19 protein-coding genes are annotated in these 25,275 nt (G+C 73.4%); 5 read left to right on the forward strand and 14 right to left on the reverse strand.

Features of this window, described 5'->3' with window-relative positions; translation table 11 throughout:
• A partial coding sequence (locus E1265_RS13480) for a metalloregulator ArsR/SmtB family transcription factor (RefSeq protein WP_132930539.1) occupies positions 1-293 on the reverse strand: 293 nt, incomplete at its 3' end.
• Between the two features lie 107 nt (positions 294-400).
• On the opposite strand from E1265_RS13480, the gene E1265_RS13485 reads away from it, so the two are divergent.
• Positions 401-1,354 carry a phosphotriesterase gene (locus tag E1265_RS13485; RefSeq protein WP_132930540.1) on the forward strand — a complete coding sequence of 318 codons (954 nt, stop codon included), beginning with the start codon at positions 401-403 and terminating at the stop codon, positions 1,352-1,354.
• Between the two features lie 23 nt (positions 1,355-1,377).
• Here E1265_RS13485 and E1265_RS13490 read toward each other — a convergent pair whose 3' ends face one another.
• From E1265_RS13490 to E1265_RS13525, 8 genes are all read right to left on the reverse strand, one after another.
• Positions 1,378-2,169 (reverse strand): aminoglycoside phosphotransferase family protein, encoded by a 792-nt coding sequence (locus E1265_RS13490; RefSeq protein ID WP_132930541.1) that lies wholly within the window; start codon positions 2,167-2,169, stop codon positions 1,378-1,380.
• Positions 2,170-2,617: 448 nt separating this feature from the next.
• The gene (locus tag E1265_RS13495; protein WP_132930542.1) at positions 2,618-4,855 is read right to left on the reverse strand and encodes an MMPL family transporter; all 2,238 of its coding nucleotides are present in this window, start codon (positions 4,853-4,855) and stop codon (positions 2,618-2,620) included.
• A 204-nt stretch (positions 4,856-5,059) separates the two neighbouring features.
• Positions 5,060-6,214, reverse strand: a complete 1,155-nt coding sequence (locus E1265_RS13500; RefSeq protein WP_132930543.1) for an alpha/beta hydrolase — start codon at positions 6,212-6,214, stop codon at positions 5,060-5,062.
• 70 nt (positions 6,215-6,284) lie between these two features.
• Complete coding sequence (locus E1265_RS13505) at positions 6,285-7,334, reverse strand: NAD-dependent epimerase/dehydratase family protein (RefSeq protein ID WP_165953742.1); 1,050 nt, start codon at positions 7,332-7,334, stop codon at positions 6,285-6,287.
• Positions 7,335-7,425: 91 nt separating this feature from the next.
• Complete coding sequence (locus E1265_RS13510) at positions 7,426-9,741, reverse strand: MMPL family transporter (RefSeq protein ID WP_243740757.1); 2,316 nt, start codon at positions 9,739-9,741, stop codon at positions 7,426-7,428.
• An 8-nt stretch (positions 9,742-9,749) separates the two neighbouring features.
• The gene (locus E1265_RS13515; protein ID WP_132930546.1) at positions 9,750-11,381 is read right to left on the reverse strand and encodes an FAD-dependent monooxygenase; all 1,632 of its coding nucleotides are present in this window, start codon (positions 11,379-11,381) and stop codon (positions 9,750-9,752) included.
• Positions 11,378-12,061, reverse strand: coding sequence for an HAD family phosphatase (locus tag E1265_RS13520; protein WP_243740758.1), 684 nt, complete (start codon positions 12,059-12,061; stop codon positions 11,378-11,380). The genes E1265_RS13515 and E1265_RS13520 overlap by 4 nt, the downstream gene beginning before the upstream one ends.
• Positions 12,052-13,071, reverse strand: a complete 1,020-nt coding sequence (locus E1265_RS13525) for a ScbA/BarX family gamma-butyrolactone biosynthesis protein (RefSeq protein WP_132930547.1) — start codon at positions 13,069-13,071, stop codon at positions 12,052-12,054. The genes E1265_RS13520 and E1265_RS13525 overlap by 10 nt, the downstream gene beginning before the upstream one ends.
• 172 nt (positions 13,072-13,243) lie before the next feature.
• Between E1265_RS13525 and E1265_RS13530 the strand changes: the two genes are divergently transcribed.
• The gene (locus E1265_RS13530; protein ID WP_132930548.1) at positions 13,244-16,372 is read left to right on the forward strand and encodes a BTAD domain-containing putative transcriptional regulator; all 3,129 of its coding nucleotides are present in this window, start codon (positions 13,244-13,246) and stop codon (positions 16,370-16,372) included.
• Positions 16,373-16,892: 520 nt separating this feature from the next.
• On the opposite strand, the gene E1265_RS13535 is transcribed toward E1265_RS13530, so the two are convergent.
• From E1265_RS13535 to E1265_RS13550, 4 genes are read right to left on the reverse strand one after another with little or no spacing between them, the layout of a single operon-like run.
• On the reverse strand, positions 16,893-18,722 hold the full coding sequence (locus E1265_RS13535) for a DUF2264 domain-containing protein (RefSeq protein WP_243740759.1): 1,830 nt from the start codon (positions 18,720-18,722) through the stop codon (positions 16,893-16,895).
• Complete coding sequence (locus E1265_RS13540; protein ID WP_132930549.1) at positions 18,719-19,636, reverse strand: carbohydrate ABC transporter permease; 918 nt, start codon at positions 19,634-19,636, stop codon at positions 18,719-18,721. Before E1265_RS13540 ends, E1265_RS13535 begins: the two co-directional genes overlap by 4 nt.
• The gene (locus E1265_RS13545) at positions 19,633-20,565 is read right to left on the reverse strand and encodes a sugar ABC transporter permease (protein WP_132930550.1); all 933 of its coding nucleotides are present in this window, start codon (positions 20,563-20,565) and stop codon (positions 19,633-19,635) included. The genes E1265_RS13540 and E1265_RS13545 overlap by 4 nt, the downstream gene beginning before the upstream one ends.
• Before the next feature lie 28 nt (positions 20,566-20,593).
• Complete coding sequence (locus tag E1265_RS13550; protein ID WP_132930551.1) at positions 20,594-21,892, reverse strand: extracellular solute-binding protein; 1,299 nt, start codon at positions 21,890-21,892, stop codon at positions 20,594-20,596.
• A 128-nt stretch (positions 21,893-22,020) separates the two neighbouring features.
• Here E1265_RS13550 and E1265_RS13555 point away from each other — a divergent pair, with 128 nt between their 5' ends.
• The 3 genes from E1265_RS13555 to E1265_RS13565 are packed head-to-tail and all read left to right on the forward strand — an operon-like array spanning position 22,021 to position 24,520.
• On the forward strand, positions 22,021-23,175 hold the full coding sequence (locus E1265_RS13555; RefSeq protein ID WP_243740760.1) for a substrate-binding domain-containing protein: 1,155 nt from the start codon (positions 22,021-22,023) through the stop codon (positions 23,173-23,175).
• A complete protein-coding gene (sigJ, locus tag E1265_RS13560) occupies positions 23,147-24,049 on the forward strand; it encodes an RNA polymerase sigma factor SigJ (RefSeq protein ID WP_132930552.1) in 903 nt (300 codons plus the stop codon). The genes E1265_RS13555 and sigJ overlap by 29 nt, the downstream gene beginning before the upstream one ends.
• A gap of 33 nt (positions 24,050-24,082) precedes the next feature.
• Complete coding sequence (locus tag E1265_RS13565; protein ID WP_132930553.1) at positions 24,083-24,520, forward strand: carboxymuconolactone decarboxylase family protein; 438 nt, start codon at positions 24,083-24,085, stop codon at positions 24,518-24,520.
• A gap of 99 nt (positions 24,521-24,619) precedes the next feature.
• Here the strand turns inward: E1265_RS13565 and E1265_RS13570 are convergent, their stop codons facing one another.
• Positions 24,620-25,243 carry an NAD(P)H-binding protein gene (locus E1265_RS13570; RefSeq protein WP_132930554.1) on the reverse strand — a complete coding sequence of 208 codons (624 nt, stop codon included), beginning with the start codon at positions 25,241-25,243 and terminating at the stop codon, positions 24,620-24,622.
• Between the last annotated feature and the right edge of the window lie 32 nt (positions 25,244-25,275).

Below are 25,275 nucleotides of genomic sequence, written 5' to 3' on the forward strand. Positions count from 1 at the left end.
AGCCGCCGGCGCCAGGTGGCCGAGAGTTCGTGGAGCCACCGCGCCGACGCGTCGAGCGGGGCCGGGCGCACCCGGTACAGGACCTCCCGACCGGCCCGGCCGCCGGCGACCAGGCCCGCGTCGCACAGCACCTGGAGGTGCTTGGCGACGGCCTGCCGGGAGACCGGGAGGCGGCCGGCGAGCGTCGTGGCGCTGGCCTCGCCGGCCTCGAGCAGCGCGTCGAGGAGCATCCGGCGCGTCGGGTCGGCCAGTGCGACGAGGACGGGTCCGATGTCGCGCTGGTCGTGGCTCATGAGGTCACATCCTCCGGGTGGGGCCCCCGATTGTCCATCAAGTTGGCGTCCGGTAACCGGACGCAACCAGCCGGTAGCGCCCCGGCGCCCCCGGCTACCATGCGGGCATGCCTGACGCCCTCACGATCCGCACGGTCCTGGGAGACATCGACCCCGGCGAGCTGGGGGTATGCGACGCCCACGACCATCTGTTCCTGCGTTCTGCGCTGCTGCCTGGTCAGGAGTTGGACGATCCGGTGGCGGCGGTCGAGGAGTTGCGGGCGTTCGCGGCGGCCGGCGGGCAGGCGGTGGCGCAGTGGACGCCGTTCGGGATGGGGCGCAGGGCGGGTCGGCTCGGCGAGGTGTCGCGGGCGGCCGGGGTGCACGTGATCGCGGCCACCGGCTTCCACCAGGTGGCGCACGAGGGCGAGTTGCTGACGGAGCGGGTGGCCGGGCGGCTCGCCGAGCTGTTCGTGGACGAGTTGGTGCGCGGCCTGCGCAACGACGACGACCCGGACGCCCCCATGGGGACGGCGCGGGCCGGCATGATCAAGGTCGCGGGCGCCTTCCACGGGCTCGACGCGCACGCCCGCGCCGTGATGACGGCGGCCGCCGAGGCGCACCACGCGACGGACGCGCCGATCGGGGTGCATCTGGAGGGCGGCACGGCGGCGATGGACGTACTCGCGCTGCTGTGCGAGCGGTTGGACGTGCCGCCTGAACGGGTGATCCTCGGCCACCTCAACCGCTCCCCCGATCCCCGGGTGCACCGGCAGGCGGCCGAGGCGGGCGCCTTCCTGGCGTTCGACGGCCCGTCGCGCGCCCACCACGCCACCGACTGGCGGCTGTTGGACGCGCTGGCGGCGCTCTGCGAGGCGGGCCACGCCGACCGGCTGCTGCTCGGCGGCGACACCACCACGGCCAGGGCCCGGGCCACGGCCGGCGGCGAGGGCCCGGGACTGCCGTTCCTGCTGACGACGCTGCGTCCGCGCGTGGAGCGCGAGTTGGGCGCGCGGGTGGCGAACGCGATGTTCGTCGACAACCCGGCCCGGGCCTTCGCGGCCGACTGGAAAAGCCGCTGAGCCCTTCCGCGTCGGCGCTCAGCTCAGTCCAGCAGCGCTGTCGTCCACAACGCGGTGCGCCGCTCGACGTATTCGGCGTCGGACCGCCAGGCGTCACCGTGGCCGGTGCGCCAGTGAGTGGCCCAGGGTTCGTTGCCCTGCGCCGCCTGGTCGCGCAGGAAGTCGTGCATGGCGCGGGTGCGGGTGACCAGCAGCGGCACCAGGGCGCGGCGCTCGCACTCGTCGAGGCGGTAGGCGTCCACGAAGGTCCGCAGGCGGGCGGCGGCCATCCGATCCTGGTACTGGTAGGCGAGGTTGGCGGTGAGCTGGACGAAGCCGCGCGCCGCGTAGGCCAGGTCCCACAGCCGGGTGCCGGGGCCCGCGCCGTCCCAGTCGATGATCGTCCAGGTGTCGGTTGGCTCGTCGACGACCAGGTTCCAGGGGGCGAGGTCGTGGTGGGCGATGATGTCGGGGTTCTCGACCGGGATCACCGGCCGCCAGTCGGCGTCCGGCGGCGGGGTGAATTCGGCGACGGCGTCGTGGTAGTCGCGGATCAGCCGGGCCACGTGGGCGAGGCGGTCGGCGGGGGCCAGCAGGTCCATCCGGTGGGCCCACGGCGTGACACCCGGCGCGAACGTCAGCACCTCGCGGCCGCGTTCGTCAATCCCGAGCGGGCGGGGCGCGTGGCGGAAGCCGACCGCGTGCAGGTGGCTGAGCAGGGCGTGCACGGCCGGGGTCCACGGCCCCGCGGGGCGGCGCACGGTGTCGCCGGCACGGACGACGCCGGCGCTGACGTTGCCACCGGTCAGTGGCGTCTCTTCGGTCGCACGAGGCATGGCGGGCAGTGTCGCACGGGCGGACTTCGCGGCGCGTGCGGATTTCGGACCGGACCGGGCCCTGGCCGAGCGGCCTACGCGGGCCCTAGCCGGGCAACCTGCGCGGCGAGGCCGGGCCCTGGCGGGCGGCCTACGCGGCCAAGGCCATGACCGGGTGACCTACGCGGCGCCAAGCCGCCGGCCCGGCGGCGGAGCCGGAGGCCCTGGCCGAGCGGCGGAGCTGCCCGGGGCCGGAGGGCCGCCGGCCCTCGCCGCCGTCGGGTGTGGGCACGCCGGCGGCCGGGGTGGCCGACCGGTGCGGGGCGCCCAGGCGTCCGGGTCCGTGGTCCGGTGGGGCGACCGCGCGGCGCTGCGCGGACGCCCCTGGCCCCGCGGCTCCGCCGCGGGGCCAGGGGGGCGCCGGCCCATCCGGCCAACGAGGCCGGCGGCGGCGCGCGGCCTCAGAGAACTACCGCTTGTTGCCCGCCAGTTCGGCCGTAGGGGCCGGCAGGGCCGCCGGTGGTGCCTCGCGGAGGCCGAAGCGTTCGTGCAGCCGCTTGAGCGGGCCGGGGGCCCACCAGTTGGCGTCGCCGGCCAGGCGCATCGCGGCGGGGACCAGGACGGTTCTGATCAGCAGCGCGTCGACCAGGACCGCGAGGGCCATGCCGACGCCGAGCTGCTTCAGGAAGACCACGCTGCCGGTGACGTAGGCGGCGAAGGTGAGGGCCAGGATGCCGGCGGCGGCCGTGATCAGCGGCGCGCTGCGCTGGATGCCGGCGGCCACGGCCGCCGTGTTGTCGCCGGTGCGGTCGTACTCCTCCTTGATGCGGGCCATGATGAACACCTCGTAGTCCATCGAGAGCCCGTACGCGATGCAGAACATCAGGATCGGGATGCTCGGTTCCATCCTGCCGGCCGGGGTGAAGTCCAGCAGGCCCGACAGGTTGCCGTCCTGGAAGACCCAGACGAGGGAGCCGAACATCACGGTGAGGCTGAGGACGTTGGCGACCGTGGCCTTGGCCGGGATGAGCACGCTGCCGGTCATCAGGAAGATGATGACGAAGGTGACCACCAGGATGATGGCGACGACCAGCGGGAGCCGGTCGAGCAGGGCCTCCCTGAAGTCGGTCATGGCGGCGGGGAATCCGCCGACCAGCACGTCGTAGGGGGCGTCGACGGCACGGATGTCGGCGACCAGTTCTGTCATGTCGCCCTCGAGCGCGGCCCGGTCGGCGAGCACGGTGATCCGGACGGCGTCCTCGGTGGCGAACCGCGCGAGGTCGGCCGGGGCTTCGGCGACGAGGCCGCCGTCCACGTAGGTGCCGGTCGGTCCCTCCACCTGGAAGACGCCCGGCTGTTCGGAGAGCCGGGCGGCGTACTCGTCGGTGTCGGCACCGGTCGGCTCGGCGACGCCGGTGGCGACGATCTGCAGGCCGTCGGTGACCTCGGTCGGGAAGTTCTCGCGGATCTGCTCCTGGGTGACCCGGCTCGCGGCGTCGGACGGCAGCACCCGCTCGTCCGGCAGGCCGAACTGGGCACCGAGGAACGGAGCGCCGAGTGCCAGCAGCACGACCAGTACCGGCAGGCCGTAGAGCAGCGGCCGGCGCATCACGCGCAGCGTGGAGCGGTACCAGCGACCCTGCGTCACGTCGGTCGTGGTGGCCGGCGGACGGGGCCGCAGCACCCGGTGGCCGACGGCGGCGAGCGCGGCCGGCAGCAGCACGACGGCGCCGAACGCGGCCGTCAGCACGACGGCGATACCGCCGTAGGCGAAGGACTGGAGGAAGGGGAAGGGGAACGCGAACAGCGCGGCGAGCGAGGCGGCCACGGTGATGCCGCTGAACAGCACGGTGCGTCCGGCGGTCTCCACGGTGCGGGCCGCGGCGTCCAGCTTGTCGCGGCCGGCCGCGCTCTCCTCCCGGAAGCGGGCGATGACGAACAGGCTGTAGTCGATGCCGAGTCCGAGGCCGAGCACCAGCGCCAGGTTGGCGGCGAAGGTGGAGACCTCGACGAACGCGGTGACGCCGCGCAGGATGGCCAGCGTGGCGAGCACCGAGAACAGGCCGACGCCCAGGGTGAGTCCGGCCGCCGACCAGCGGCGGTAGGCCCACACGAGCAGCACGAGCACGACCGGGATGATGACGGCCTCGGCGCGCAGGAAGTCCTGCCGCGACTCGTCGCTCACCTGCCGGAAGATCTCGTCCTGGCCGCCTGGCTGGACGGTGATCAGCGCCTCGTCCCGGGTGAACTCGGGCGAGACGTTCGCGAGTTCCTCGCGGACCTCGGTGGCGTCGCCGGCCATCCAGGCGACGATCAGGGCCTGGGAGCGGTCCTCGCTGGCCAGGGTCGGGGTGTTGCCGCGGGTCCAGTAGGAGCCGACGGTGGTGACCATCGGCTCCTGGGCCAGCTCCTCGGTCAGCGCTCTGCCCGCATCGGCCACCGCCGCGTCGTCGACCGTGCCCTCCTTCGCCGTGACGAGCAGCAGGAAGTTGGGGCTGCCGTCGCCGAACTCCTCGCGCAGTACGTCCTCGGCTCGGTCGGACTCCGAGCCGGGCGCCTCGAAGCGGGACAGCGACAGGGCGCTCTGGGCGCCGGCGCCGATCGCGGCGGCGATCGCGAAGAGGATCGCCCCGACGATGAGCACGGCGCGGCGACGCCGGGTGGCCAGGCCGCCGAGCCGACTCAGCGGCGGCGGTGATGCGGACATGAACGTGACTCCTCGGTGTCAACGGGGCCGTTGGCCACTTGAGCAACGGCCAACGGCTGTGGGGTGGTCGATCGCCGTCGCGATCAAGCCGGGCCACTGCCCGTCTGGGCGATGACCCGGCGGCTGCCGTCGTCACTCAACCGCCTTGGCGGTCGAGCCGGGCCACTGCCCGCTTCGGGCAGTGGCCGACGGCTGCTGTCGGGCTCAACCTCCTTGCCGGTCGAGCCAGTCGGCGGCGAGGTCGAAGGCCTGCTGGGCCTCGATCGCCTGGTTGATGTAGTGGCCGGCACCGGGGATCTCGACGACCTCGGTGTCGGGGCTGCTGGTGAACAGGGCTCGGTGCTCCTCGCCGCCCTCGACGCGGGCGCTCTCCGCGCCGTACATGAACAGCACCGGCACGTCGATCTCCGAGACGTGCTGGACGTCCATCAGCACGCCGCCGAGCTGGGAGACCATGTCGCCGCACGGGTGGGCGTTCTGCAGGGGCAGGGAGAGTTCGAGCACCTCGGGTTCGGTCTCGGTGAAGTTGCCGGTCTCGAACTCCTCGGTGCCGAGGTCGTAGTAGGCGTACCCGTCGTTGCCGCCACGTAGGCAGGTCTGGAGCGAGGTGAAGAACCGGGCGTTGGCCTCCGGGGTGAGCCCGAGGTCCGTCCAGTCCATGATCATCAGGCCGTCGACGGCGTGGAAGGAGTAGGCGGCGATCTGGATGATCTGGCCGCCGTTGGACTGGCCGGCGAGGAAGACCCGCTCGAACGACGGGGTCTCGTCGCCGGGCAGCGCGTCCGGGTCGCCGACCTCGTAGGAGCCGTCGCGGAGTTGCTCGGTGATCTGGTGGGCCATGTCGGCCTGGCCGCCGATGCAGGAGCCGAGCCCGTTGGGCTGGTCGCTCGAGTCGTAGCCGAGCCGGTCGATGGTCAACGAGGCGTGGCCGCGCAGCGCGAGCTCCTCGGCGTAGTGGTAGCCCTCGGCATCGGTCCGCCAGTACCACTCGCCGCCGGCGATGCCGTGCTCGTAGAGGGTGATCGGGGTCTCCTCGCCGGCCGCCTCGCCCTCCAACAGGGCGCGGGGGGCGGTGAGATGACCGCGGATGGTGTAGGTCTCGCCGTCCACGGCACAGGCGGCGAGGGTGCGGTTCTGGTTGACGACGGTGAAGGAGACGGGCACGTCGACGATGTCGGCGGCCGCCATCCGTTCCTGGGTCGCCTGGGCGGCGGCCTCGGCGTCGACCTCGGCGGCCCTGGCCTCGGCGACCGGGTCGGCCACGGTGGGCGGCTCGGAGGCGACGGCGAGGGCCCAGTAGGCGGGGCTGAGCGCCAGCAGCGTGGCGGCCGTCCCCAGGGCGATGTTCTTGCCTTTCATCCAACGGGGCATACTGCGGGGCATGTCTACGGCCTCCTAGCTGCGTGCGGACGGGGGAGCGTGCGCTGGCTCATGCGGCGGCCCCCCTGGTCGAGTCGAGGATCCCGGCGGCCCGGTACCACGCGGCCTCGTCCGCGAAGGTCTGCGCCAGCGGGCGGAAGGAGACGCCGAGTTCACGCTCGGCGCGGGCGGAGGTGATCCGGGTGCGGTTGCCGTCGAGCAGCACCCGCACCCCCTCGCGGGTGGCGATGGGCGGCTGGCGCCGCAGCTTGGCCGAGAGTTCGAGCACGGTGGCGAAGGCGAGGGCCGCGCCGGCCGGCACCTCGCGGGGCGCCGGCACGCCGACGGACTCGGCCACCCCGCCCACGGTGCTGGCCAGCCGCTGCCAGCGGCCGGCGACGATGTAGCGGCGCAAACTCTCGCCGCTCTCGGCCGCCCGCAGCAGCGCCGCGGCCACGTCGCGAACGTCCACCACGTGGTTGCCCGCCCTGGGCACGGCCCGCAGCTGCCGTCTGGCGACGGAGAGGAAGAGCCGGCCGGCCGAGGTGGGGCCGACGTCGCGCGGGCCCCACATCCAGCCGGGCAGCACGATCGGCACCCGCAGGCCCGGCTCGTCGGCGCAGAACTCGCGGATCGACTCCTCGGCCCGCACCTTGCTCGCACGGTAGGAGTTGCGCTCCCAGCCGGGCGGCGGGGGCGCCGACTCGTCGGCCGGCGCCTCCTGCGTCCCCGGGGCCAGGGTGGTGATGGAGCTGGTGTGCACCACCACCGGCACCCCGGCGTCCACCGCCTCCCGCAGCAGCTGTCGCACCGCATCCACGTTGGTGCGGAACAGCAGCGGCAGGTCGGGGTCCGGCTGGTAGTACTCGCGGAAGTAGGCCGCCGTGTGGATCACGGCGTCGGCGCCGACCAGCCAGGGGCGGTAGCTGGCCGGGTCGTTGACGTCGCCGACGGCCAGGGACAGGTTCTCGTGGTCGGGCAGCAGCCGCCGCGCCTTGTCCGGGTCGCGGACCAGGGCCACGGCCTCGCGCCCCTCGGTCAGCAACTGCTCGACGACGGCCGTGCCGAGCAGCCCCGTCGCTCCGCTCACGACGACGCGGTGGGGTGCGTTCTGGCTCACTCGCCCTCTCCTTTCGCCCCGCCGTGCCGGGAGCCGTGGCCGCCGGCACGGCCGCCCGTGCGGCCGGCCGCCGCAGGGGGGTTCGCGCCGCTCATGGGGCGTCCTCCAGTACGGCTTCCTGCTTCCGCGGCCTGGCCGGTGGCTCGCCGGCCGTCGACGGCGGCCCAGGCGGCTCGGGGACCTCCTCGCGGAGGCCGAACCGTTCCTGGAAGCGGCGCAGCGGGGCTGGCGCCCACCAGGTGAGCCGGCCGCCGAGCCGCATCACGGCGGGCAGCAGCAGGCCGCGGACGAGCGTCGAGTCGACGATGACGGCGAGCGCCACGCCGAGCCCGAGCATCTTGGTGTTGGTGATGCGGGAGGTGCCGATGGCGACCAGCACCACGGACAGGATCAGGGCGGCGGCCGTGATGACGCCGCCGGTGCGCTGCACGCCGGCCACGATGGCGCCCGGGGAGTCGCCGGTGCGGCGGTACTCCTCGGTGACCCGGGAGAGCAGGAAGACGCCGTAGTCCATGGAGAGGCCGAAGGCGACGCAGAACATCAGCACCGGCAGCGTGACCTCGATGGTGCCGGTCGCCGTGAAGCCGAGCGCCCCGGACAGGTTGCCGTCCTGGAAGACCCAGACGACGGCGCCGAACATGGCCGACAGGCTCAGCGCGTTGAGCACCACCGACATCACCGGGATCAGCAGGCTGCCGGTGAGCAGGAACATCAGCAGCAGCGAGGCGCCGACGATGATCAGCAGCGCCCAGCCGAGCCGCGAGGAGATCGCCTGCTTGCTGTCCTCAAGCACGGCCGCGTCGCCGCCGACCATGGTCTCGAAGGCGCGGAAGTCGGCCTGGCCCGCCAGGTCGCGGGCGCCGAGCACGATCTCCTGCGCCTCGGCCGAGCTGACCTCGATGCCGGACTCCGGCACCACCGACAGGTGGCTCATGCCCTCGTGGGCGCGCAGCGCGTGGGCCGGGGTCTCGGAGACGGTGCGCACGCCGTCCTCGTAGGTGCCGACCGGGCTGTCGACCGAGGAGACGCCCGGCAGTTCGGAGAGCCGGAGGGCAAACGCCTCGATGCCCTCCGCGTCGCGCTCCGAGTCAGCCTGGCGGGCGACGAGTTCGACGGTGGCGGTGGCGCTCGAGTCGAAATCGTCCCTGATGATGTCCTGCGCCACCCTGGCCTCGGCCGTCTCGGGCAGCTGCCGGTCGTCGGTGGTGCCGAACTCGACGCGCAGGAACGGGAGTCCGACGACGACCAGGACGACGGTGGTGCCGATCGCCACCAGCGGTGCGTGCTTCACCGCGGTGGCGGCGATCCGCCGCCAGGCGCCGCCGTCGTCGGTGACGGCGGCGGTGGCCGGGGCGCGGCGCCGCCGTACGCGCAGCGCGTCGACCCGGTGGCCGAGGAGCAGCAGCACGGCCGGCAGCAGCACCAGGGCCGCGGCGGCGGCGAGCAGCACCACGCTGATGCCGGCGTAGGCGAAGGAGCGCAGGAAGTAGAGCGGGAAGACCAGCATCGCCGACAGCGAGACGGCGACGGTGAGCGCCGAGAACAGCACGGCGCGGCCGGCGGTCCGCACGGTCCTGGCGACGGCCTCGCGCGGGGCGAGACCGCCGGCCAGCTCCTCGCGGTAGCGCCGCACGATCAGCAGGGCGTAGTCGATGGCCAGGCCGAGGCCGAGCGCGGTGGTGAGGTTCTGCGCGAAGATCGAGACGTCGGTGAACTCGGTGACGACGCGCAGCGCCGCGTTGGTGCCGAGGATGGCCACCACGCCCACGCCGAGCGGGAGCAGGGCGGCGACCACGCCGCCGAACACCAGGATGAGGATGATGAGGGTGAGCGGCAGGGCGATCAGTTCGGCGGTGAGCAGGTCCTCCGAGATGGTCTCCTGGACCTCGCCGATGGCGGCAACGGTGCCGCCGATTCGCACCTCCACCCGCTCGGTGCCCTCGGGGGCGCCGCGGAAGTCGGGTTCGAGCCGTTCCAGGACGGCCTGGGCTTCGTCCTCGGTGCCCTCGATGTGGGCCAGGATCAGCGCGTGGTCGCGCTCCTCGGAGCGCAACTGCTCGGCGCCGGTGGCCCAGTAGGAGGTGACGCCGGAGACGTCTGGCTGGAACGCGAGGCGTTCGGCCAGCCGGATGCCGTCGGCGGCGACGGCGCGGTCGTCGACCGTGCCGCCGTCCGTGGCGCTGACGACCAGCACCAGGTTGGGCTCACTGGCCGGGAAGGCGTCCTCGAGCAGCTGGGTCGCCTGGGCCGACTCGGATCCCTCGTCCTCGGTGCCGCCGTTGAGGAGCCGGTCGGCGACGTCGCCGCCGACCAGCACCGCGTCGATGATGAACAGCACCGCGAGCAGCAGCACGAACCGGGGCCACCTGGGTCTGGCGGCCGGGTCCTTCGGTCGGGTTTTCGCCACGGTTCCGCTCACCGCCGTCCCTTGGCGTCGCCGGCCGGGGTGTCGGCCGACTCCGGTACCCGGACGAGGAGTTCACCGAGCGAGCGGGCGCCGTCGAGCGGCAGGCGGGCGCCAACGTAGCCGTCCGGGCGGACGTAGACGGCCTGGGCCGTGCGGCGTTCGCTCGCGGTGGCCACGTCGTATCCGGCCGCGCCGGGGACCCCACCGGAGGTGACGAGCAGCACGTCGACGGCCTCCCGGTCGAAGCGGGTCCTGGCCTGCTCGGCGGCCTCGGCCGCGCGCCCGCCGGCGGTGCCGTCGTCGAAGACCACGACGGCGTGCCGGCCGTTGGCGAGATAGCCGTGCAGGGTGGCCGCCCTGGCGCCGTGGACCGGGGTGAGCACCGTGTCGGGGATCCGGCGGCCCGGAGTGATGCCGTCGCCGGCCGGGTCCCGCGCCACGGCCGGGCTCTCCTTGAGGTCCAGGTCGATCTGGGCGATCTCGGGGATGAGGCGGCGCTCCAGGGCGCCGCTCCTTGACAGGCGCCGCAGCAGGGTGTCGCGCAGGGCCCGCACCACCGGGTTGCGCACCATCCACAACCTGGTCTGCCGGTCGGCGTTGCGCACGGCCCGCACGGCGGTGGGCCGGCGCTCCGCCTCGAAGCTGTCGAGCAGCGACTCGTCGGCGCCCCGGCAGACGGCGGCCAGCTTCCAGCCGATGTCGTAGCCGTCCTGGACGCCGGTGTTGAGCCCCTGCCCGCCGGCCGGGCTGTGCACGTGGGCGGCGTCCCCGGCGAGGAACACGGCGCCGTGCCGGAAGGCGCCGGCGACCCTGGCGTGCACCTGGAACCTGCTGGTCCACCAGGACTCGCCGATCTTCCACCGGCCCGGGCCGCGCTCGTCGAGCAGCCGCTGGAGCTCCTCGGTGGTGGGCCGGTCGGTCCTGGTGCCGGCCGGCTGGTCGAAGAACACCCGGTGGCCGCCCTTGGGCAGCGCCACGACCACCAGCACGCCGTCCGGCGTGAGGTGGTACTGCGCCTCGGCCTCCGGCAGCGGGGCGCCGCCGGCCGCGTCGAGGACGACGTCGCCCAGCAGGAAGTCCCGCGGGTAGGTGTCGCCCTCGAAGGGGACGCCGAGCTCGCCGCGCACGGTGCTGTGCATGCCGTCGGCCGCGATCAGCCAGCGGGCCCGCACGGTGGTCTCGCCGCCCTCGTGCTCGTCGAGGGTGACCTCCGCACCTTCCTGCCCGTCACCACCCACCGAGGTCACGGACCGCACGGTGGTCTGCCACCGCACGGTGCCGCCGAGTTGGGTGAGACGCTCGTAGAGCAGCTCCTCGATGACCGGCTGCGGCACGCTCAGCGGCCCGGGGAAGCGGGTGTTGGGGAGGCCGCCGAAGGTGACGGCGGCGACCTTGCGGCCGCGCGACCAGTAGGAGGCGCCGGACAGCGGCAGGGCGCGCTCGGCCACCCGCTCGGCCACGCCGACCCGGTCAAGCACCTCCAGGGCGCCGCTCCAGGTGACGATGGCCTTGGGCGCGGTGGCCGGGCCGCTGCGCCGGTCGACGACGGTCACGTCCACGCCCTGCCGCAGCAGGGTGCAGGCGGCGGTCAGGCCCGTCGGCCCGGCTCCCGCGATCAGTACGGTCCGGTCCTCGGTCATGCGCCGACTCCTTCGGGGATGTGGTCCGGGTCGAGTCCGAGCAGCGCGGCGATCTCCTTGACCGCCTGGCTCGTGTTGTCGAAGAGCACGGTGTGCATGCCGAGTTCACGCGCCGGCAGCAGGTTCTCCTCGGTGTCGTCCACGAACAGGCAGCTGCTCGGCTCCGTGTCGAGCCGGGCGAGCAGCCTGCGGTAGATCTCCGGGTCGGGCTTGCGCACCCGCTCCACGGAGGAGTCCACGACGAGGTCGAAGAGCTCGTCGACGGGCAGCGTCGCCCGCCAACGCGGCTCCCACTCCCGCACGTTGTTGGTGAGCAGCGCCACGCGACGGCCGTCCTCCCGTACCGTCCGCAGAAACGTGACGAGCTCCTCGTTGGCGTGCCTGCCGAGGAACCACAGCTCCCCGAACGAACGCCCCTCCAACAGGTCGGCGGTCTCGGGCGGCATCTCGTCGGTGACGCGCCGCACCATCTGTGCCTCGGTGATGGCCGCGATCTCCAGGTCGCCCATGGGGGTCGCGCCGTGCCGCCTGGTCGCGGCGGCGAAGGCCGCGGCGATGGTCTCCAGGGGGATGCCGGTGCGGTCGGCGAACGCCTGGTACGTCTCCAGCAGCGGGTTGGTCAGGACGCCGCCGTAGTCGCACACCAGCGTGGTGATCCCGGATCGGCCGGTCAGGCCCACAGCGCCACCTCCACGGCGACCTCGCTCACGGTGCTGCCGATCTGCTCCAGGACGATGTCGACCGGGACCGAGAGCAGCCCGACCGCCTTGGACTGCCGCACGCCGCCCACCCGGGCGTCCACCGTGGTCGCCAGGTCGAGCTCGGCGAACTCGGGGAAGTGCGCGCGCAGTTCGGTGACGAGCAGCTGCTCGGGGAAGAGCCCGTGCAGCCTGGCCACCGCGGCGACCGCCAGCTGGCGCGCCGCCTCGAGCTGGAGGTTGCCCGGCACGTGGTCAAGTTCGTGGTCGAACAGGTGCGGGTGCTGGGTGTCCACGACGAGCCGGGCGCGCGCGTTGCCGCTCGGGTCGACGGTGGGCTCGGTCACCACGACGTTGCGCGGGTCGCGGCGGCCCAGGGCGACCGGCGACGCGGGCGCGAGGCGGGAGACCAGGGTCGATCCCGGGGCGGCCGACCGCACCCGGTCGCGGCCCTTGGCGCGCAGCATGCTGAAGGCCCGCTTGCTGACGAAGACCAGTCCGCCGCTGGCCTCCAGGGCCGGCACGTCGTCGACGAACATCACGGCGTCGAAGTCGAAGCCGAGCACCCGGCCGGCGCGGTTGCGCTCGGCCCGCACGTCGAGCGAGATGACGAGGTGGGCCGGCTTGGTGCCGATGCGCAGCGCGTCGACGGAGCGGACCTGGTAGTTCATCGACTTGAAGATGAAGGCCGAGTCCAGCGGGACGTCGAGGTGGCGGTGGGCCACGAAGACGCCGGACTGCCGCAGCACCTCGACGATGAGCAGGAAGTCGTAGGTCGCGGAACGCTCGCCTATGAGGTGTCCGCGGGGCAGCTGGGCGGCCACCTCGAAGGTGGCCTCAGCTCTGCCGATCCCGTTGGTCGCGGCCGCGACCGAGTCGGTGATGAAGACCTCGGCGACGGACGCCCGGTGCACCAGCGCACGCGGGACGGTCGCGTCGTACCTGAGTCGGTCGCGGGACGAGGCCGAGGGGAGTTTCGTGGGCAGGGTCATGCCGTGCTCTCCTTACCGGGTCCTGGGGACGGGGGCATCGTGTCGACGCCCCGCCTAGCGACCATGGCGGGGACCGCTGACCGGCCGTTGGAAGAAACGCTGAAGCTCCCTGAAGGCGCCACTGAAGAAAGGCTGACGGCCGTGACTATGAACTCCGCGTAACCACTGAGTGATGACGCGTTCCGTCGCCTATGCTCCACACATCAGCGGAACGTACGGCCGAAGTGACCAATTCGGAAAAGTCGTGATCGATACGGGGGTTGTCGTGAGTCACGATGGTGTTCGGTTCGAGGTTCTAGGACCAGTCAGAGCGCTGCGCGAGGAAAACGAGATACCGCTGGGACCGCCACGCCAGCGAGCGGTGTTGACCGCACTGCTGCTGCGCGCGCCACGTCCGGTCTCGGCGGAGCGGGTCATCACCACGGTCTGGGGCAACGACGCCCCGGCCCACGCGGTGAACCTGGTACAGAAATACGTGTCGGGGCTGCGACGTTGCCTCCCCGACAGCGCGCCCATCACCCTCAGTTCCGGCGGCTACTCGCTCCACCCGGGGAACGGCTTCGACCTCTGGGAGTTCGAGCAGCTGCTGGCCACCGCGCGCACCGCCCGGGCGGGCGGCCGCGCCGACACCGCGTCTGAAGCCCTGACCAAGGCCACGGCGCTGTGGCGGGGGCCGCTCGCGGAGGGCATCGACGGCCCCGGCATCGAACTGGAGCGCGATCGCCTGGCCGAGCAACAGCTCATCGCCTTCGAGGACCTGTACGCGCTCGGCCTGCTGCTCGGCCGCGGCCCCGACTCGGTGCCCGAGCTGGTCAGGCTCGCCGCCGAGCACCCGCAGCGCGAGCGGCTGCACGGGCTGCTCATGCGCGCCCTCGCCCAGTCCGGGCGACAGATAGAGGCCCTGGACGTCTACGCCCGCATCCGCCGCCGGCTCGCCGACGAGTACGGCACCGACCCGGGCCCTGAGCTCCGCTCGGCCCACCAACAGGTGCTCTCCGGCGCCACCCAACAGGTCGCCGACGAGACCACGCAGGACGTGCCCACTGCCGTGCCCGCCCAACTCCCCCACGAGGCCTTCGGGTTCACCGGCCGCCGCGGGCAGGTCGAGCAGATCACCAGCCTGCTGCGCTCGGACGGCATGCCCATCGTCTACGTGGAGGGCACCGCCGGCGTCGGCAAGACCGCGCTGGTCGTGCACTGCGCCCACCAGGTCGCGGACGACTTCCCCGACGGGCAGCTCTTCGCCGACCTGCGCGGCTTCGACCAACTCGGGCCGGCCCATCCCACCGAGATCCTGGGCGGATTCCTGCGCGCCTTAGGCATCCCCGCGCAGCGGGTACCGCCCGATACTCGGGAACGCTCCGACCTCTTCCGCACCCTGCTCGCCAAGCGGCGAGTACTCGTCGTGCTGGACAACGCCGCCCACGCCGACCAGATCAGGCCCCTGCTCCCCGGATCGCGCGGCTGCGCCGTGCTGATCACCACCCGCCGCGGGCTCCCCGGCCTCGTGGCCCGCGAGGGCGCCCGGCGGGTGGTGCTTCCCGTGCTCTCCGCGCGGGAGGCCGAGCACCTGCTGCGCGCCATGCTCGGCCCGGCCGCCGTCGGCCCGGCCGCCACCCAGATCGCGAGGCTCTGCGGCTACCTGCCGCTCGCCCTGCGCCTGGTGGCCGCCGGCGCGGCCGTCAGATCCGAGGGCCTTGACACCGTCGCCGGGCAGCTGGCCGCCGAGGGCCCGCTGGCCGGCGTCGCCATTCCCGGCGACGAGGGCCTGTCGCTCTCCGCCTCGCTCGACCTCTCCTACGGCACCCTGGACGAGACGGCCCGCCGGGTGCTGCGCCGGCTCGGCCTGGTTCCGGGCCCCAACCTCACCCGCAAGGGCGCGGCGGTGGTGGCGGGTTCGGACTCCGCGGAGACCGAGCGGGTGCTCCACTCGCTGGTCGCCGCCAACCTGATCGAGGCCGAGGCGCCGGGAATCTACCGCTTCCCGCACGACCTGCTGCGCGAGTACGCGCGGAAGCGGGCGCTCGCCGAGGAGCCGCACGCCGAGCGGGAGGCGGCCGTCCACCGGCTGACCGCCTGGTCGATGCGGGCCGCCTCGGTGTTCGACGGCGGCTCTGGGCGGCTGTTCGTCGCCGCATCGGCCGGCGAGATCGTCACGGCCGAGGACGAGTTGCGGGCCAGGGCCGACCGGAAGCGGCCGCCGGTCGCCGAGTTGGCGAACCTCGCCCCGCTCGCCGAGTACGCGGCCGAGCACGGCCCCTACCCCGCCGCCTGGATGCTCGCCCAGCGGCTGTGGGGCATGTGCAAGCACCACAGCCTGATGCCCGAGTGGCTGGCCGGCGCCCAAGCCGGGCTGCGGGCGGCGCGCCGGGCCGGCGACCGGCAGGCCGAGGCGGAGCTCTCCATCAGCCTCGTCGACGCCATGCTGACGGCGGGGCGCATGGAACAGGCCGAGCAGCACGCCCTGCACGCCCTCGCCCTGGGCCGGGAGCACGACCTGCCGGGGCCGCTGGCCGCCGCCCACGAGCACCTGGGGCGCTCCCGGTGGCTCACCGGCGATCTCACCGAGGCGCACGAGCTGTTGGCGGATGCCGTCCGCCGGTACGGCAGGCTCCAGGACCCGCTTCGGCTGGCGCTCGCACTCGCCGCGTTCGGCCGGGTCGACCTCGACCTGGGCCGGCCCGAGCTCGCGAAACGGGCCTACCGGACGGCGCTGCGGCTCGCCGTCGCGCACCGGGCACTCCCCATGATGGCCGTGCTGCGGGCCGAACTCGGCGTGGTCTTCGGCGCGTTGGGCGACCAGGAGGCGGCGGTGACGTCCCTGGAGGCCGCCGTGACGTTGGCGGGCGAGCTGCCGCGGCCGATCGCGCTGGGGCAGGCGTATCTGAGCACGCACCTCGCGGCGCTCGGGGAGCGCGACCGGGCGCGCATCGCCTGCCAGAAGGGGCTGAGCGCCGCCGAGAACAACGGCGACCGGTGGGCTCACGTCGAGGCGCGCAACGCGGTGGGCAGGACGCTGACCCTGCTCGGTGACACCACGGGCGCCATCACCCAACACCAGGCGGCGCTGGCCCAGGCCAGGGGGCTCAGCTTCCGGCGCGGCGAGCTCCACGCGCTGGCCGGCCTCGCCTCGGCCGCCCAGCACACCCCGGAGGGCGCCCAGTGGGCACGGCAGGCCACGTCACTGGCTCGCCGCCACGGCTACGCGGGCGTCGTCAGACAACTGGCCACGCTCGACACGCACATCGACCACGACGACGAGTCACGCGACCATGGAGCGCCTCACCTCCGCATCGCCTGACGCTGGGCGCGCACCCGCTGGGCACGGTGAACAGCGACACGCTCCGCGGGGCGCGCTCCGCGCGGGACAACGGCGTCCCGCAGCCGGTGGCTTGACGGGAGTCAGCTCAGCCGGCGGCAATCGGCGCGGCCACGGCCGCACGGCTCGGCCCGGGGCGACGACGCCCTCCGGGCCTCCTTGGCGGACGGACGACAGAACCGCGACAACCGCGCCACCCACAGTGGCCGTGCCGTGCCACCCACCCGCCAGTGGGCGGGTGGGTGGCACGGCACGGAGGCGTGGCTCGGCGGCGAAGCCGCCGCGGGCCCGGCCACCGGCGCGGAGCGCCGGGGCGGTGCACCGCAGCCGGCGGTCTTGACGTCAGTCAACGCGGCCGGCGGCAGTCTGCGGCCCATGGCCGCACGGCTCAGCCGGCACAACGAGGCCCACCGGGCGTCTGCGGCGGACGGCCCACAGACCGGCGACAACCGCACGGCTCAGCCGGGACAACGGCGGCCCACGGCCGACAGACCGTGGTGGCTCAGTCCCGGGTGACGCGGGCGGACGTGCCGTCGGACCACCGCACCTCGGTGGTCGCGGGGTCGTAGCGCGGCGCGGGCGGGAGCGTGGCGTCGTGTGTGTGGCCGAGGAAGACCGCCACGGCGACGGGGCCCTCGGCGGGCGCCTCGTGCCACGGGGTGGCGCTGTGGGCGCCGAACGGGTTGGTGCCCTCCGCCCGGTGTGCCGGCGGTGGCTCGGCCGGCGGGTGGAGGACCAGCAGCGCGCTGGTCAGTCCGTCTTGGCGGCGGACCACGCCGGGGCGTGGCTCCGCCGGCGGGCGGTCGGCGGCCAGCGCGTGGCCGCCGAGCCGCAGCCGGCGGCCACGCGCCGCCTCGTCGGGCGACACCACCCGCACCTCCCAGGGGCCGTGGACCGCCGAGGCCACGGTCAGCGCCCCGTGGTGGGAGATCGCGACCCGGTCGTCAAGCGCGACGCGTTCGAGGCCGGCACGAGTCCCCGGCGCCACCTGGTTGTCGGGGCCGGCGTCGCCGAGTCGGGCGTCCCCGTCCAGGCGGAAGTCCACCGCCGGATCGGGCGGTCCGAGCTCCGGCGCGGTGTGGGTGGTGTAGGCGAGGCGTGCGTAGAACGGGTCGCGGCCGCTCGGGGCGCGCAGCGTGCCGTGGTTGACGACGCGGACCACGCCGTCGGCCGCGGTGCCGCTGACCAGCCAGCCAGGCGCGGCGATCTCGCGGGTGAAGTCGCCGCGTTCCACCGGCAGCGGCTCCTCGGTCGCGGTCCACACCGGGTGGTCGGGCGGCAGCAGCAGGCCGAGGAAGCCCTTGCTCGCCCAGTAGGGCGAGGCGGGGCCCGAGTAGTTCTGCCTGATCGCCTCGAAGCGGCGGTGCCAGCCGAGCGACAGCAGATCGCGCTCCTCCACGGCGCCCCGGTCGAGGAAGTGCCGCAGCATGCCGCTGGCCGCCCGCCGCGTCAGACCGGGCGGCAGCGGGGTGGCGTCGAACAGCGCGCCGGTGAGGAAGGGCGCGGCCGCCGCGAACCGGTAGGTGAGGGAACGGCCCTGGAAGAGCGGCGCGCCGTCGCCGCCGACGAGGTGGACGGCGTCGTCGAGGAAGGCCCGCAGGCGCTCCCGGTAGCGGGCCAGCGGCTCGTGGTCGCCGGAGATCCGGCAGTACCAGAGCGGGTAGAGGTGCATGGCCCAGCCGTTGTAGTGGTCGAAGCGGTCGGTGCCTCCGTCGGTGTACCAGCCGCCGCCCACGTACCAGGAGTCCGTCGCCTCGATGGCGTGCGCGATGTCGGCGGCGGCGTGCGGGGCGTCGACGGAACGGAGGAAGGCGGCGACCACGGCCCGGAACCAGACCCAGTTGTTGGGCGGCACCTCGACGCCGGACAGTTCGGAGAGCCAGCGCACGGTGTTCTCCCGCACCCGCTCCGGGAGTCGGTCCCACAGCAGCGGGCGCGTCTCGTGCAGGGCGAGGGCCACGGAGGCGGCCTCGACCCTGGCCTGCCGGGTCTCGCTCGGGCTTGGCCAGCGTTCCGGGGAGTCGGGGTCGGTGCCGGCGGCCAGCCCGGCCGCGTAGGGGGCGAGGATCCGTTCCGCGTGCTCGGGCTCGGCGTGCGCGGCGCGGAACGAGGCGAGCAGGAACGTCCGGGCGTAGCCCTCGAGTCCGTCGCTCCACTCCCCGGAACCGCTGGCCGGCCCCGGGAGTCGGATGAGCGAGCCGCTGGGGTTGGCGAACGGCCGGACGGCGGCGAGCAGTCGGTCGGCGGCCGTCTCCCAGTGCGCCCTGGTCCAGCCGGTGTGCGGGGAGAGTGCGGGGTCTTCGGTCGGGTCTTCGGTCGGGAGGTGGTTCAACGGACGCCGCCTTCCGCGAGACCGGCGCGCCAGCGTCGCTGGAGCGGGATGAACAGCAGGATCAGCGGGATGGTGGCGACGGCCGAGCCGACGACGACCATCCGGGTGTAGTCGGGATTCTGGCCGACCGCTGAGTTCCAGGTGAAGAGGCCCTGGCCGATGGTGAAGAGGTCGTTGTCGGTGATCATCACCATCGGCAGGAAGAAGTTGTTCCAGATGGCGATGGTCTGGAAGAGGAAGATGGTCAGCGCGCCGGGTGCCATCAGCCGCAGCCCGACGGAGAAGAAGGTGCGCAGTTCGCCGGCGCCGTCGAGGCGCGCGGCCTCCAGCAGTTCGTCGGGTATGGCGCCGGAGGAGTAGGCGCGGGCGAGGTAGACGCCGAACGGGTTGACCATCACGGGCAGCAGCACGGACCAGACGGTGTCGGTCATCCGGATCTCGGCCATCATCAGGTAGAGCGGCACGATGATCGCGGTGTGCGGGATGAGCACGCCGCCGATGACCAGCGCGTACCACTTCTCGCGCCAGCGGAAGTCGAACTTGTCGAAGGCGTAGCCGGCGGCGACGGAGAGCAGGGTGGCGACGGCGGCGCCGCCGAGGGCGTAGAGCGCGGTGTTGAGCATCCAGCGGCCGAAGAGGCCGCCGTCCTGGGCGAACAGGTCGCGCACGTTGTCCAGCACGTGGAAGCCGGCGGACGGCGCGAAGCCGTTGCTGCCGTAGAGCTCGGGCAGCGTCTTGGTGACGCCGAACAGCAGCCACACCAGCGGCAGCAGGGTGTAGACGGCGGCGATGGCGGTGATCGTGGTGGCGGTTCCGCGCCGCAGCCACCAGGCGTTGCCGGGCCTGGGCGCGCGCTTCGACGCGGGGCGCCGCTCCTCGGCGGTGGGCGGCGGGGCCGGCAGCACGTCGGTCATCGGGCGCTCCTGCGGTTGGCGAACGTGGTGACGGCGAAGGACAGGATCCCGGCGAGCACGGCGACCAACACCGAGACGGTGGCCGCGTAGTGGTAGTCGTTGGAGTTGAACGCGGCCGAGAAGGCGAGCATGTTGGGCGTCCAGGTGGAGGTGACCGAGGACTCGGCCGAGCTCTGGACGATCGTCGGCTCGGTGAAGAGCTGGAGCGAGCCGATGATGGTGAACAACGTGGCGACCATCATCGCGGGGAACACCTGCGGCAGCTTGACGCTCAGCGCGGTGCGCAGTTCGCCGGCGCCGTCGATCGTGGCCGCCTCGACGGTGGAGCGGGGCACGGCCTGCAGCGCGACGTAGATCAGCACCACGTTGAAGCCGATGGACTGCCAGACGGCGATGTTGACGAGGGAGAACAGCAGGTTGGGCCCGGTGAGGAAGTCGACCTCGGCGCCCAGGGATTCGAGCGCGTCGATGACCGGGCTGAGCCCCGGCGTGTAGAGGTACACCCAGACGATGGCGGCGATCAGTCCCGGCACGATGTGCGGCAGGAACAGCACGGTGTGGAAGAAGCGGCGGGCCGCCGTGAGGGTGGTGTCGAGCAGCAGCGCGAGCGCGGCGGCGAGCGCGATCAGCAGCGGCACGTAGACCAGGCCGTAGAGCAGCACGCGGCCGGTGCCGACCAGGAAGTCCTGGTCGGTGAGGGCGCGGGTGTAGTTGTGCGGCCCGGCGAAGACGCGCTCCGGTCCGTCCCAGCCGATGCCGTCGTAGCGTTCGCGGAACAGGCTGAGGGCAAGGCCGTAGAGGATGGGGATGACGTAGGTGAAGGAGAAGAGCAGGAAGAAGGGGCCGAGCAGGAGCAGCACGCCGCCGGTGCGCCGGCGCCGCTTGCCCACGCCGGTGCCCGCCGCCCGCTGTTGACTGACGATTGCCATGACGGTTCGGGGTCCTTTCTTGGCCGGCTCAGCCGCTGACGTCGAAGCCGCGTTGCCGCAGCTGTGCCCGGGTGGCGTCCTGCCAGCGGCGCAGCGCGTCGCCGAGGCCGCCGGGGCGGTCGAGGCCGGTGGTGGTCTCGTCGACGAGGCGGGCGAAGCCCACGGTCATGTCGGGGCCCCACTCCCAGTCGGGGTCCACGGTGGCGGCGGCCGCGGCGGCGGTCTCGGGCAGGTTCATGCCGTCCACGAACGGGTTGGCGGCCTCGATGCCAGGGCCCCAGATCTCGGCCTGTCCGAGGTGGGCCGGGTAGGAGGTGTTGACGCCGGCGATGGCGTCGACGGCCTCGGGTGAGGTCGCGGCCCAGCGGATGAACTCGGCCGCCGCCTCGCCATGTTCGGCGCCCTGAGGGATGGCGAGCGCGGAACCGCCGTAGTTGGCGCTCGTCGCGGCTCCCTCGTCCCAGGCCGGGAGCGGCACGGCCCCCCAGGCGCCGGCGAGTTCGGGCACGAAGCGTGAGATGTTGGCGGCGGTCCAGGGGCCGCCGATCAGCGTGAGGGAGGTGCCCTCCTGGAGCGCGGTGACGTGCTGTTCCTCGAAGGTGGGGCCCACGGTGACGAGGTCGTCGGCGATCAGCGACTCCCAGTACTCGGCGACCCGGGTGGTCGGCTCGTCGACGCCGTTGACCTGCCAGTGGCCGGTTGCGGTGTCGAACCACTCGGCGCCGGCCTGCCAGGCGAGCGCGGCGAACAGCGCGGCGTCGTTGGAGCCGAAGTTGGTCATGGTGGCGTCGGGGTGGTCGGCCCGCAGCCGCTCGGCGGTGGCGCGGTACTCGGCCCAGGTGGTGGGCGGCTCGTACCCGTACTGCTCGAACAGGTCGGCCCGGTAGAACAGCACGGTCGGGCCGATGTTGAGCGGCAGGGCGGACAACCGGCCGCCGAGCGCGGCCTGTTGCCAGGTCCAGTCGGGGAACTCGGGCTCCAGTTCGTCGAGTCCGAACGGTTCGAGTGGCTGCACGACCTGCTGCGTCACGAAGCCGGGCAGCTGCGGGTACTCGACGGTGACGACGTCGGGGGCGCGGCCGGCGCGCACGGCGTTGAACATGTTGGAGTAGCCGCCGGCGGTACCGGCCGGCACCCTCTCGAAGACGACCTGGATGTCGTCGTGGGTGGCGTTGAAGCGGTCGACCATCTCCTGGGATCCGGAGATCCAGGACCAGTACGTGATGACGGTGGGCCCGTCGCCGTCGTTGCCCGACGCGCCGCCGCCGATCCCGCAGGAGGCGAGCAGCAGGGCCGCCGCCACTGCGGCGAGGATGCGCTGATACACGAAGGCGGCTCCTTTGTGATGTGTGCCACCGCACCTTTAACCACGACCGCCAACTAGTCAATAGAAGTGCGCAAGATTGCGCATCACTATCAATGAATGTGCAGGACCGTGCAGTAGACTCCGGCGTCATGACGGAGCTGCTCGTCGAACAACGACAGGAGCTGCTGCTGCGCGAGCTGCGCGCCAGCGGCGCGGTGCGGGTGACCGAACTCGCGGCCCGCTTCGGCGTCTCGGCCGGCACGATCAGGCGGGACCTGGCGGAGCTCGCGGAGTTGGGGCGGCTCACCAAGGTGCGCGGCGGCGCGATCCCCGTGCCGGCGCCGGCGGCGGAAGGCCCCGACCGCACCATCGGCCTGCTCGTGCCTTCGGCCACCTACTACTACCCGAGCGTGCTGGCCGGCGTCCGCGCCGTGGCCGCCCGGCGCGGCGCCCGGGTCGTCATCGCACTCGCCGACTACGGGAGTTCACGCGACCTGGCGCAGCTCGACGAGCTCCGCGCCTCGGGCGCGGACGGCCTGCTGGTCGCCACCGCCGGCGGCCACTACCTGCCCACCGAGACCCTGACCGCGCTGCGCGCCACCGGCCGGCCCTTCGTCCTCCTGGAGCGCCAGCCCGAAGACCCATACTCGCGTTGCGAGTTCGTGGTCTCCGACCACCGCCAGGGCGCCTACCGCGCGGTCTGCCACCTGCGCGACCTCGGCCACCGGCGCGTCGCCCTCTACCTCGCGGACAGCCCCACCGCTCCCCTGGTCCGCGAGGGCCACGCCGCCGCCGTGCAGCGCCTCGAACTCGACCCGACCGCCCCGGTCCTGGACGCCGGCCGCCCCGCCCTCGGCTCCCCCGAGACCGGCCGCCGGTACGACGCGTTCATCGACCACTGCCTGGACACCGGCACCCGCGCGGCCCTGGTCCACTCCGACCACGACGCGATCGAACTGCTCCAGCGCCTCCGCGCACGCGCCCTGCGCACCCCCGAGGACCTGGCCCTGATCGCCTACGACGACGAGATCGCCGCCCTGGCCGAGGTCCCCCTCACCGCCGTCGCCCCACCCAAACGACGCCTCGGCGAGCAGGCCGCGCACCTGCTCCTCGACCGCCTCGCCGGCGAAGGACCCCTGCCACAACGCCAGGTGCTGCTGCAGCCGGAACTGACCGTCCGCCGGTCATGCGGCCGCGCGCACCGCGAGCGGCCGGCCCGGTCCGGGGATGAGACGGCGCCCGGCGCGTGTTCCCCGTCGGGAGGTTCGGAACAGCATGGACGAGACGACGTGGTTGTCGGGTAGTGAGTGGGCGGCGCACCGGCCCGCCGTCTTCGGGGTCGCGTACCGGCTGCTCGGCAGCGTCGCCGACGCCGAGGACGTCACGCAGGACGTGTGGCTGCGGGCCGCGGGAGCCGACCTCGGCGGGGTCGCGGACCTGCGGGCCTGGCTGGTGACGGTCGCCGCGCGGCGCTCCTACGACGTCCTGCGGTCCGCCCGGGTCCGGCGGGAGAGCTACGTCGGACCCTGGCTGCCTGAACCGCTGCTCACCGGCCCCGACGCCGCCGAACAGGTCCTGGTCGACGAGTCGGTGTCCTCGGCGATGCTGCTGGTCATGGAGGAGCTGAGGCCGCCGGAGCGGGTGGCCTTCGTGCTCCACGACGTGTTCGGCCTGGCCTTCGACCGGATCGCCGAGGTGCTCGGCGGTTCGGTGCCCGCCGCCCGCAAGGCGGCCTCCCGGGCCCGGCGGCGGGTCGCCGCCGCCAGGGACGCGGCGCCGGCCGCATCACGCGCCCAGCGGGAACGCCTGCTCGTCGCCTTCCGCGCCGCCTACGAGGCCGGAGACCTCGCCGGACTCGTGGCGCTCATGCACCCGGACGCCGTCTACACCACCGATGGCGGCGGCGAGATCTTCGCCGCCCGCAAGCTCATCCACGGCGGCCGGCGGATCGCCGAGGTGCTGACGCGGGTGGGACGGCAGTGGCGGACCGACCGCATCGACCTCGTCGAGGTGGGCGGCGAACCGGCGCTGGTGGGCCACCGGCACGGCCGCGTGTACTCCGTCGACACGATCGAGGTCGCGGACGGCCGGATCAGCGCCTACCGGCGGCAGGTCAACCCGAGGAAACTCGCTCACCTCCAGGCGGTCACGTTCGCGGACCCCACCTCGTCTCCCTGACGACCCACCATTGGAGCAGGGAGAGAAGAGACCATGAGCCGACTGAACCTGGCCAAGGCCGCCCCGGACGCCTACGCCGGCTTCAAGCAGGCGGACGCCGCGATCCGCAGCGGCCCGCTGGACGCGACCGTGCGCGAACTGGTCAAGGTGCGGGTGTCGCAGCTCAACGGCTGCGTCTTCTGCGTCGACATGCACGGCCGCGAGGCGCGCCGGATCGGGGTGAGCGAGGACCGGCTCCTCCAACTGCCGGTCTGGCGCGAGTCCGAGCTGTTCGACGAACGGGAGCGCGCCGCGCTCGCCTACGCCGACGCCGCCACCCGCCGGGAGGACATCACGGACGAACTGTGGGCGGCCACGCGGCAGCACTTTCCGGACGACGCCGAACTCGGCCACCTCGTCGCCCAGGTGTCGCTGATCAACGCGCTCAACCTGATCGGCGTCCCCCTGCGGATGAAGCCGCCGCGCCGCTGAACGACGTCACGGTTGCGACGTCAGGACGGGAACGCCCTGGCGTCGCATCCCCGCGAGGAAGCCGTTCGTGTTCGCGCTGCCTGATCGACTCCGAGGATCTCAGTAGCCGACGGTGAAGTGTCGATCCGCGCCCGGGTTCTCCAGCTCGTCGAGGATGGCCACGGCCAGGTCCTCGGCCGAGACGTGGGAGGTGCCGTCGGCGGCGGCGATGAGGGTGGTGGTGCCGCGCCGGTAGTGGCCCGTGCGGGCGCCGGGTTCGAGGAGGGCGGGTGGGCTGAGGTAGACCCAGTCGGCGGGGTGCGGGCGGCAGGCGTCCAGTTGCGCGGCGCTCGCGGCGGCGATGGCGCGGTACTCCGGCGGCACGTACTCCGGGCTGTCGAGGACGATCCGGTCGGGGTCGCCCGGGACCCGCAGCGGGGCGGCGCCGCCGACGACCAGGATGCGGGTGCCGGTCTTCGCCGCCGCGTCGAGCAGGGTCGTCGTGGTCGTGACAAGGGTGGGTTCGTGGCCCGGCGCGGGTCGGGTGGCGGCGACGACCGCGTCGGTGGAGGCGAACAGTTCGGTCATGCGGTCGGGGTCGTTCGCGTCGGCCACGACGGCGGTCGGGGACGTGTCGGACGGCGCCCGCCGGTGGACCGCGACCGGTTCGTGGCCCCGGCGGGCGGCCTCGGCGACGACGCGGGAGCCGACCATGCCGGCGGCTCCCAGCACGGTGATCCTCAACGAAGGGTTCCTTCCGGTGCGGGGGTCAGAGG

Origin of the sequence: Streptomyces sp. 8K308 (genome assembly GCF_004348315.1) — a bacterium.
In the GTDB taxonomy this organism is placed as follows: domain Bacteria; phylum Actinomycetota; class Actinomycetes; order Streptomycetales; family Streptomycetaceae; genus Streptomyces.

Excerpts from the sequence above, each read along its gene's own strand:
- E1265_RS13495 (WP_132930542.1), bottom strand. The coding sequence starts at position 4,855 with ATGTCCGCATCACCGCCGCCGCTGAGTCGGCTCGGCGGCCTGGCCACC.
- E1265_RS13485 (WP_132930540.1), top strand. The coding sequence starts at position 401 with ATGCCTGACGCCCTCACGATCCGCACGGTCCTGGGAGACATCGACCCC.
- E1265_RS13545 (WP_132930550.1), bottom strand. The coding sequence starts at position 20,565 with ATGGCAATCGTCAGTCAACAGCGGGCGGCGGGCACCGGCGTGGGCAAG.
- E1265_RS13490 (WP_132930541.1), bottom strand. The coding sequence starts at position 2,169 with ATGCCTCGTGCGACCGAAGAGACGCCACTGACCGGTGGCAACGTCAGC.
- E1265_RS13515 (WP_132930546.1), bottom strand. The coding sequence starts at position 11,381 with ATGACCGAGGACCGGACCGTACTGATCGCGGGAGCCGGGCCGACGGGC.
- E1265_RS13540 (WP_132930549.1), bottom strand. The coding sequence starts at position 19,636 with ATGACCGACGTGCTGCCGGCCCCGCCGCCCACCGCCGAGGAGCGGCGC.
- E1265_RS13500 (WP_132930543.1), bottom strand. The coding sequence starts at position 6,214 with ATGAAAGGCAAGAACATCGCCCTGGGGACGGCCGCCACGCTGCTGGCG.
- sigJ (WP_132930552.1), top strand. The coding sequence starts at position 23,147 with ATGGACGAGACGACGTGGTTGTCGGGTAGTGAGTGGGCGGCGCACCGG.
- E1265_RS13555 (WP_243740760.1), top strand. The coding sequence starts at position 22,021 with ATGACGGAGCTGCTCGTCGAACAACGACAGGAGCTGCTGCTGCGCGAG.
- E1265_RS13525 (WP_132930547.1), bottom strand. The coding sequence starts at position 13,071 with ATGACCCTGCCCACGAAACTCCCCTCGGCCTCGTCCCGCGACCGACTC.
- E1265_RS13530 (WP_132930548.1), top strand. The coding sequence starts at position 13,244 with ATGACGCGTTCCGTCGCCTATGCTCCACACATCAGCGGAACGTACGGC.
- E1265_RS13565 (WP_132930553.1), top strand. The coding sequence starts at position 24,083 with ATGAGCCGACTGAACCTGGCCAAGGCCGCCCCGGACGCCTACGCCGGC.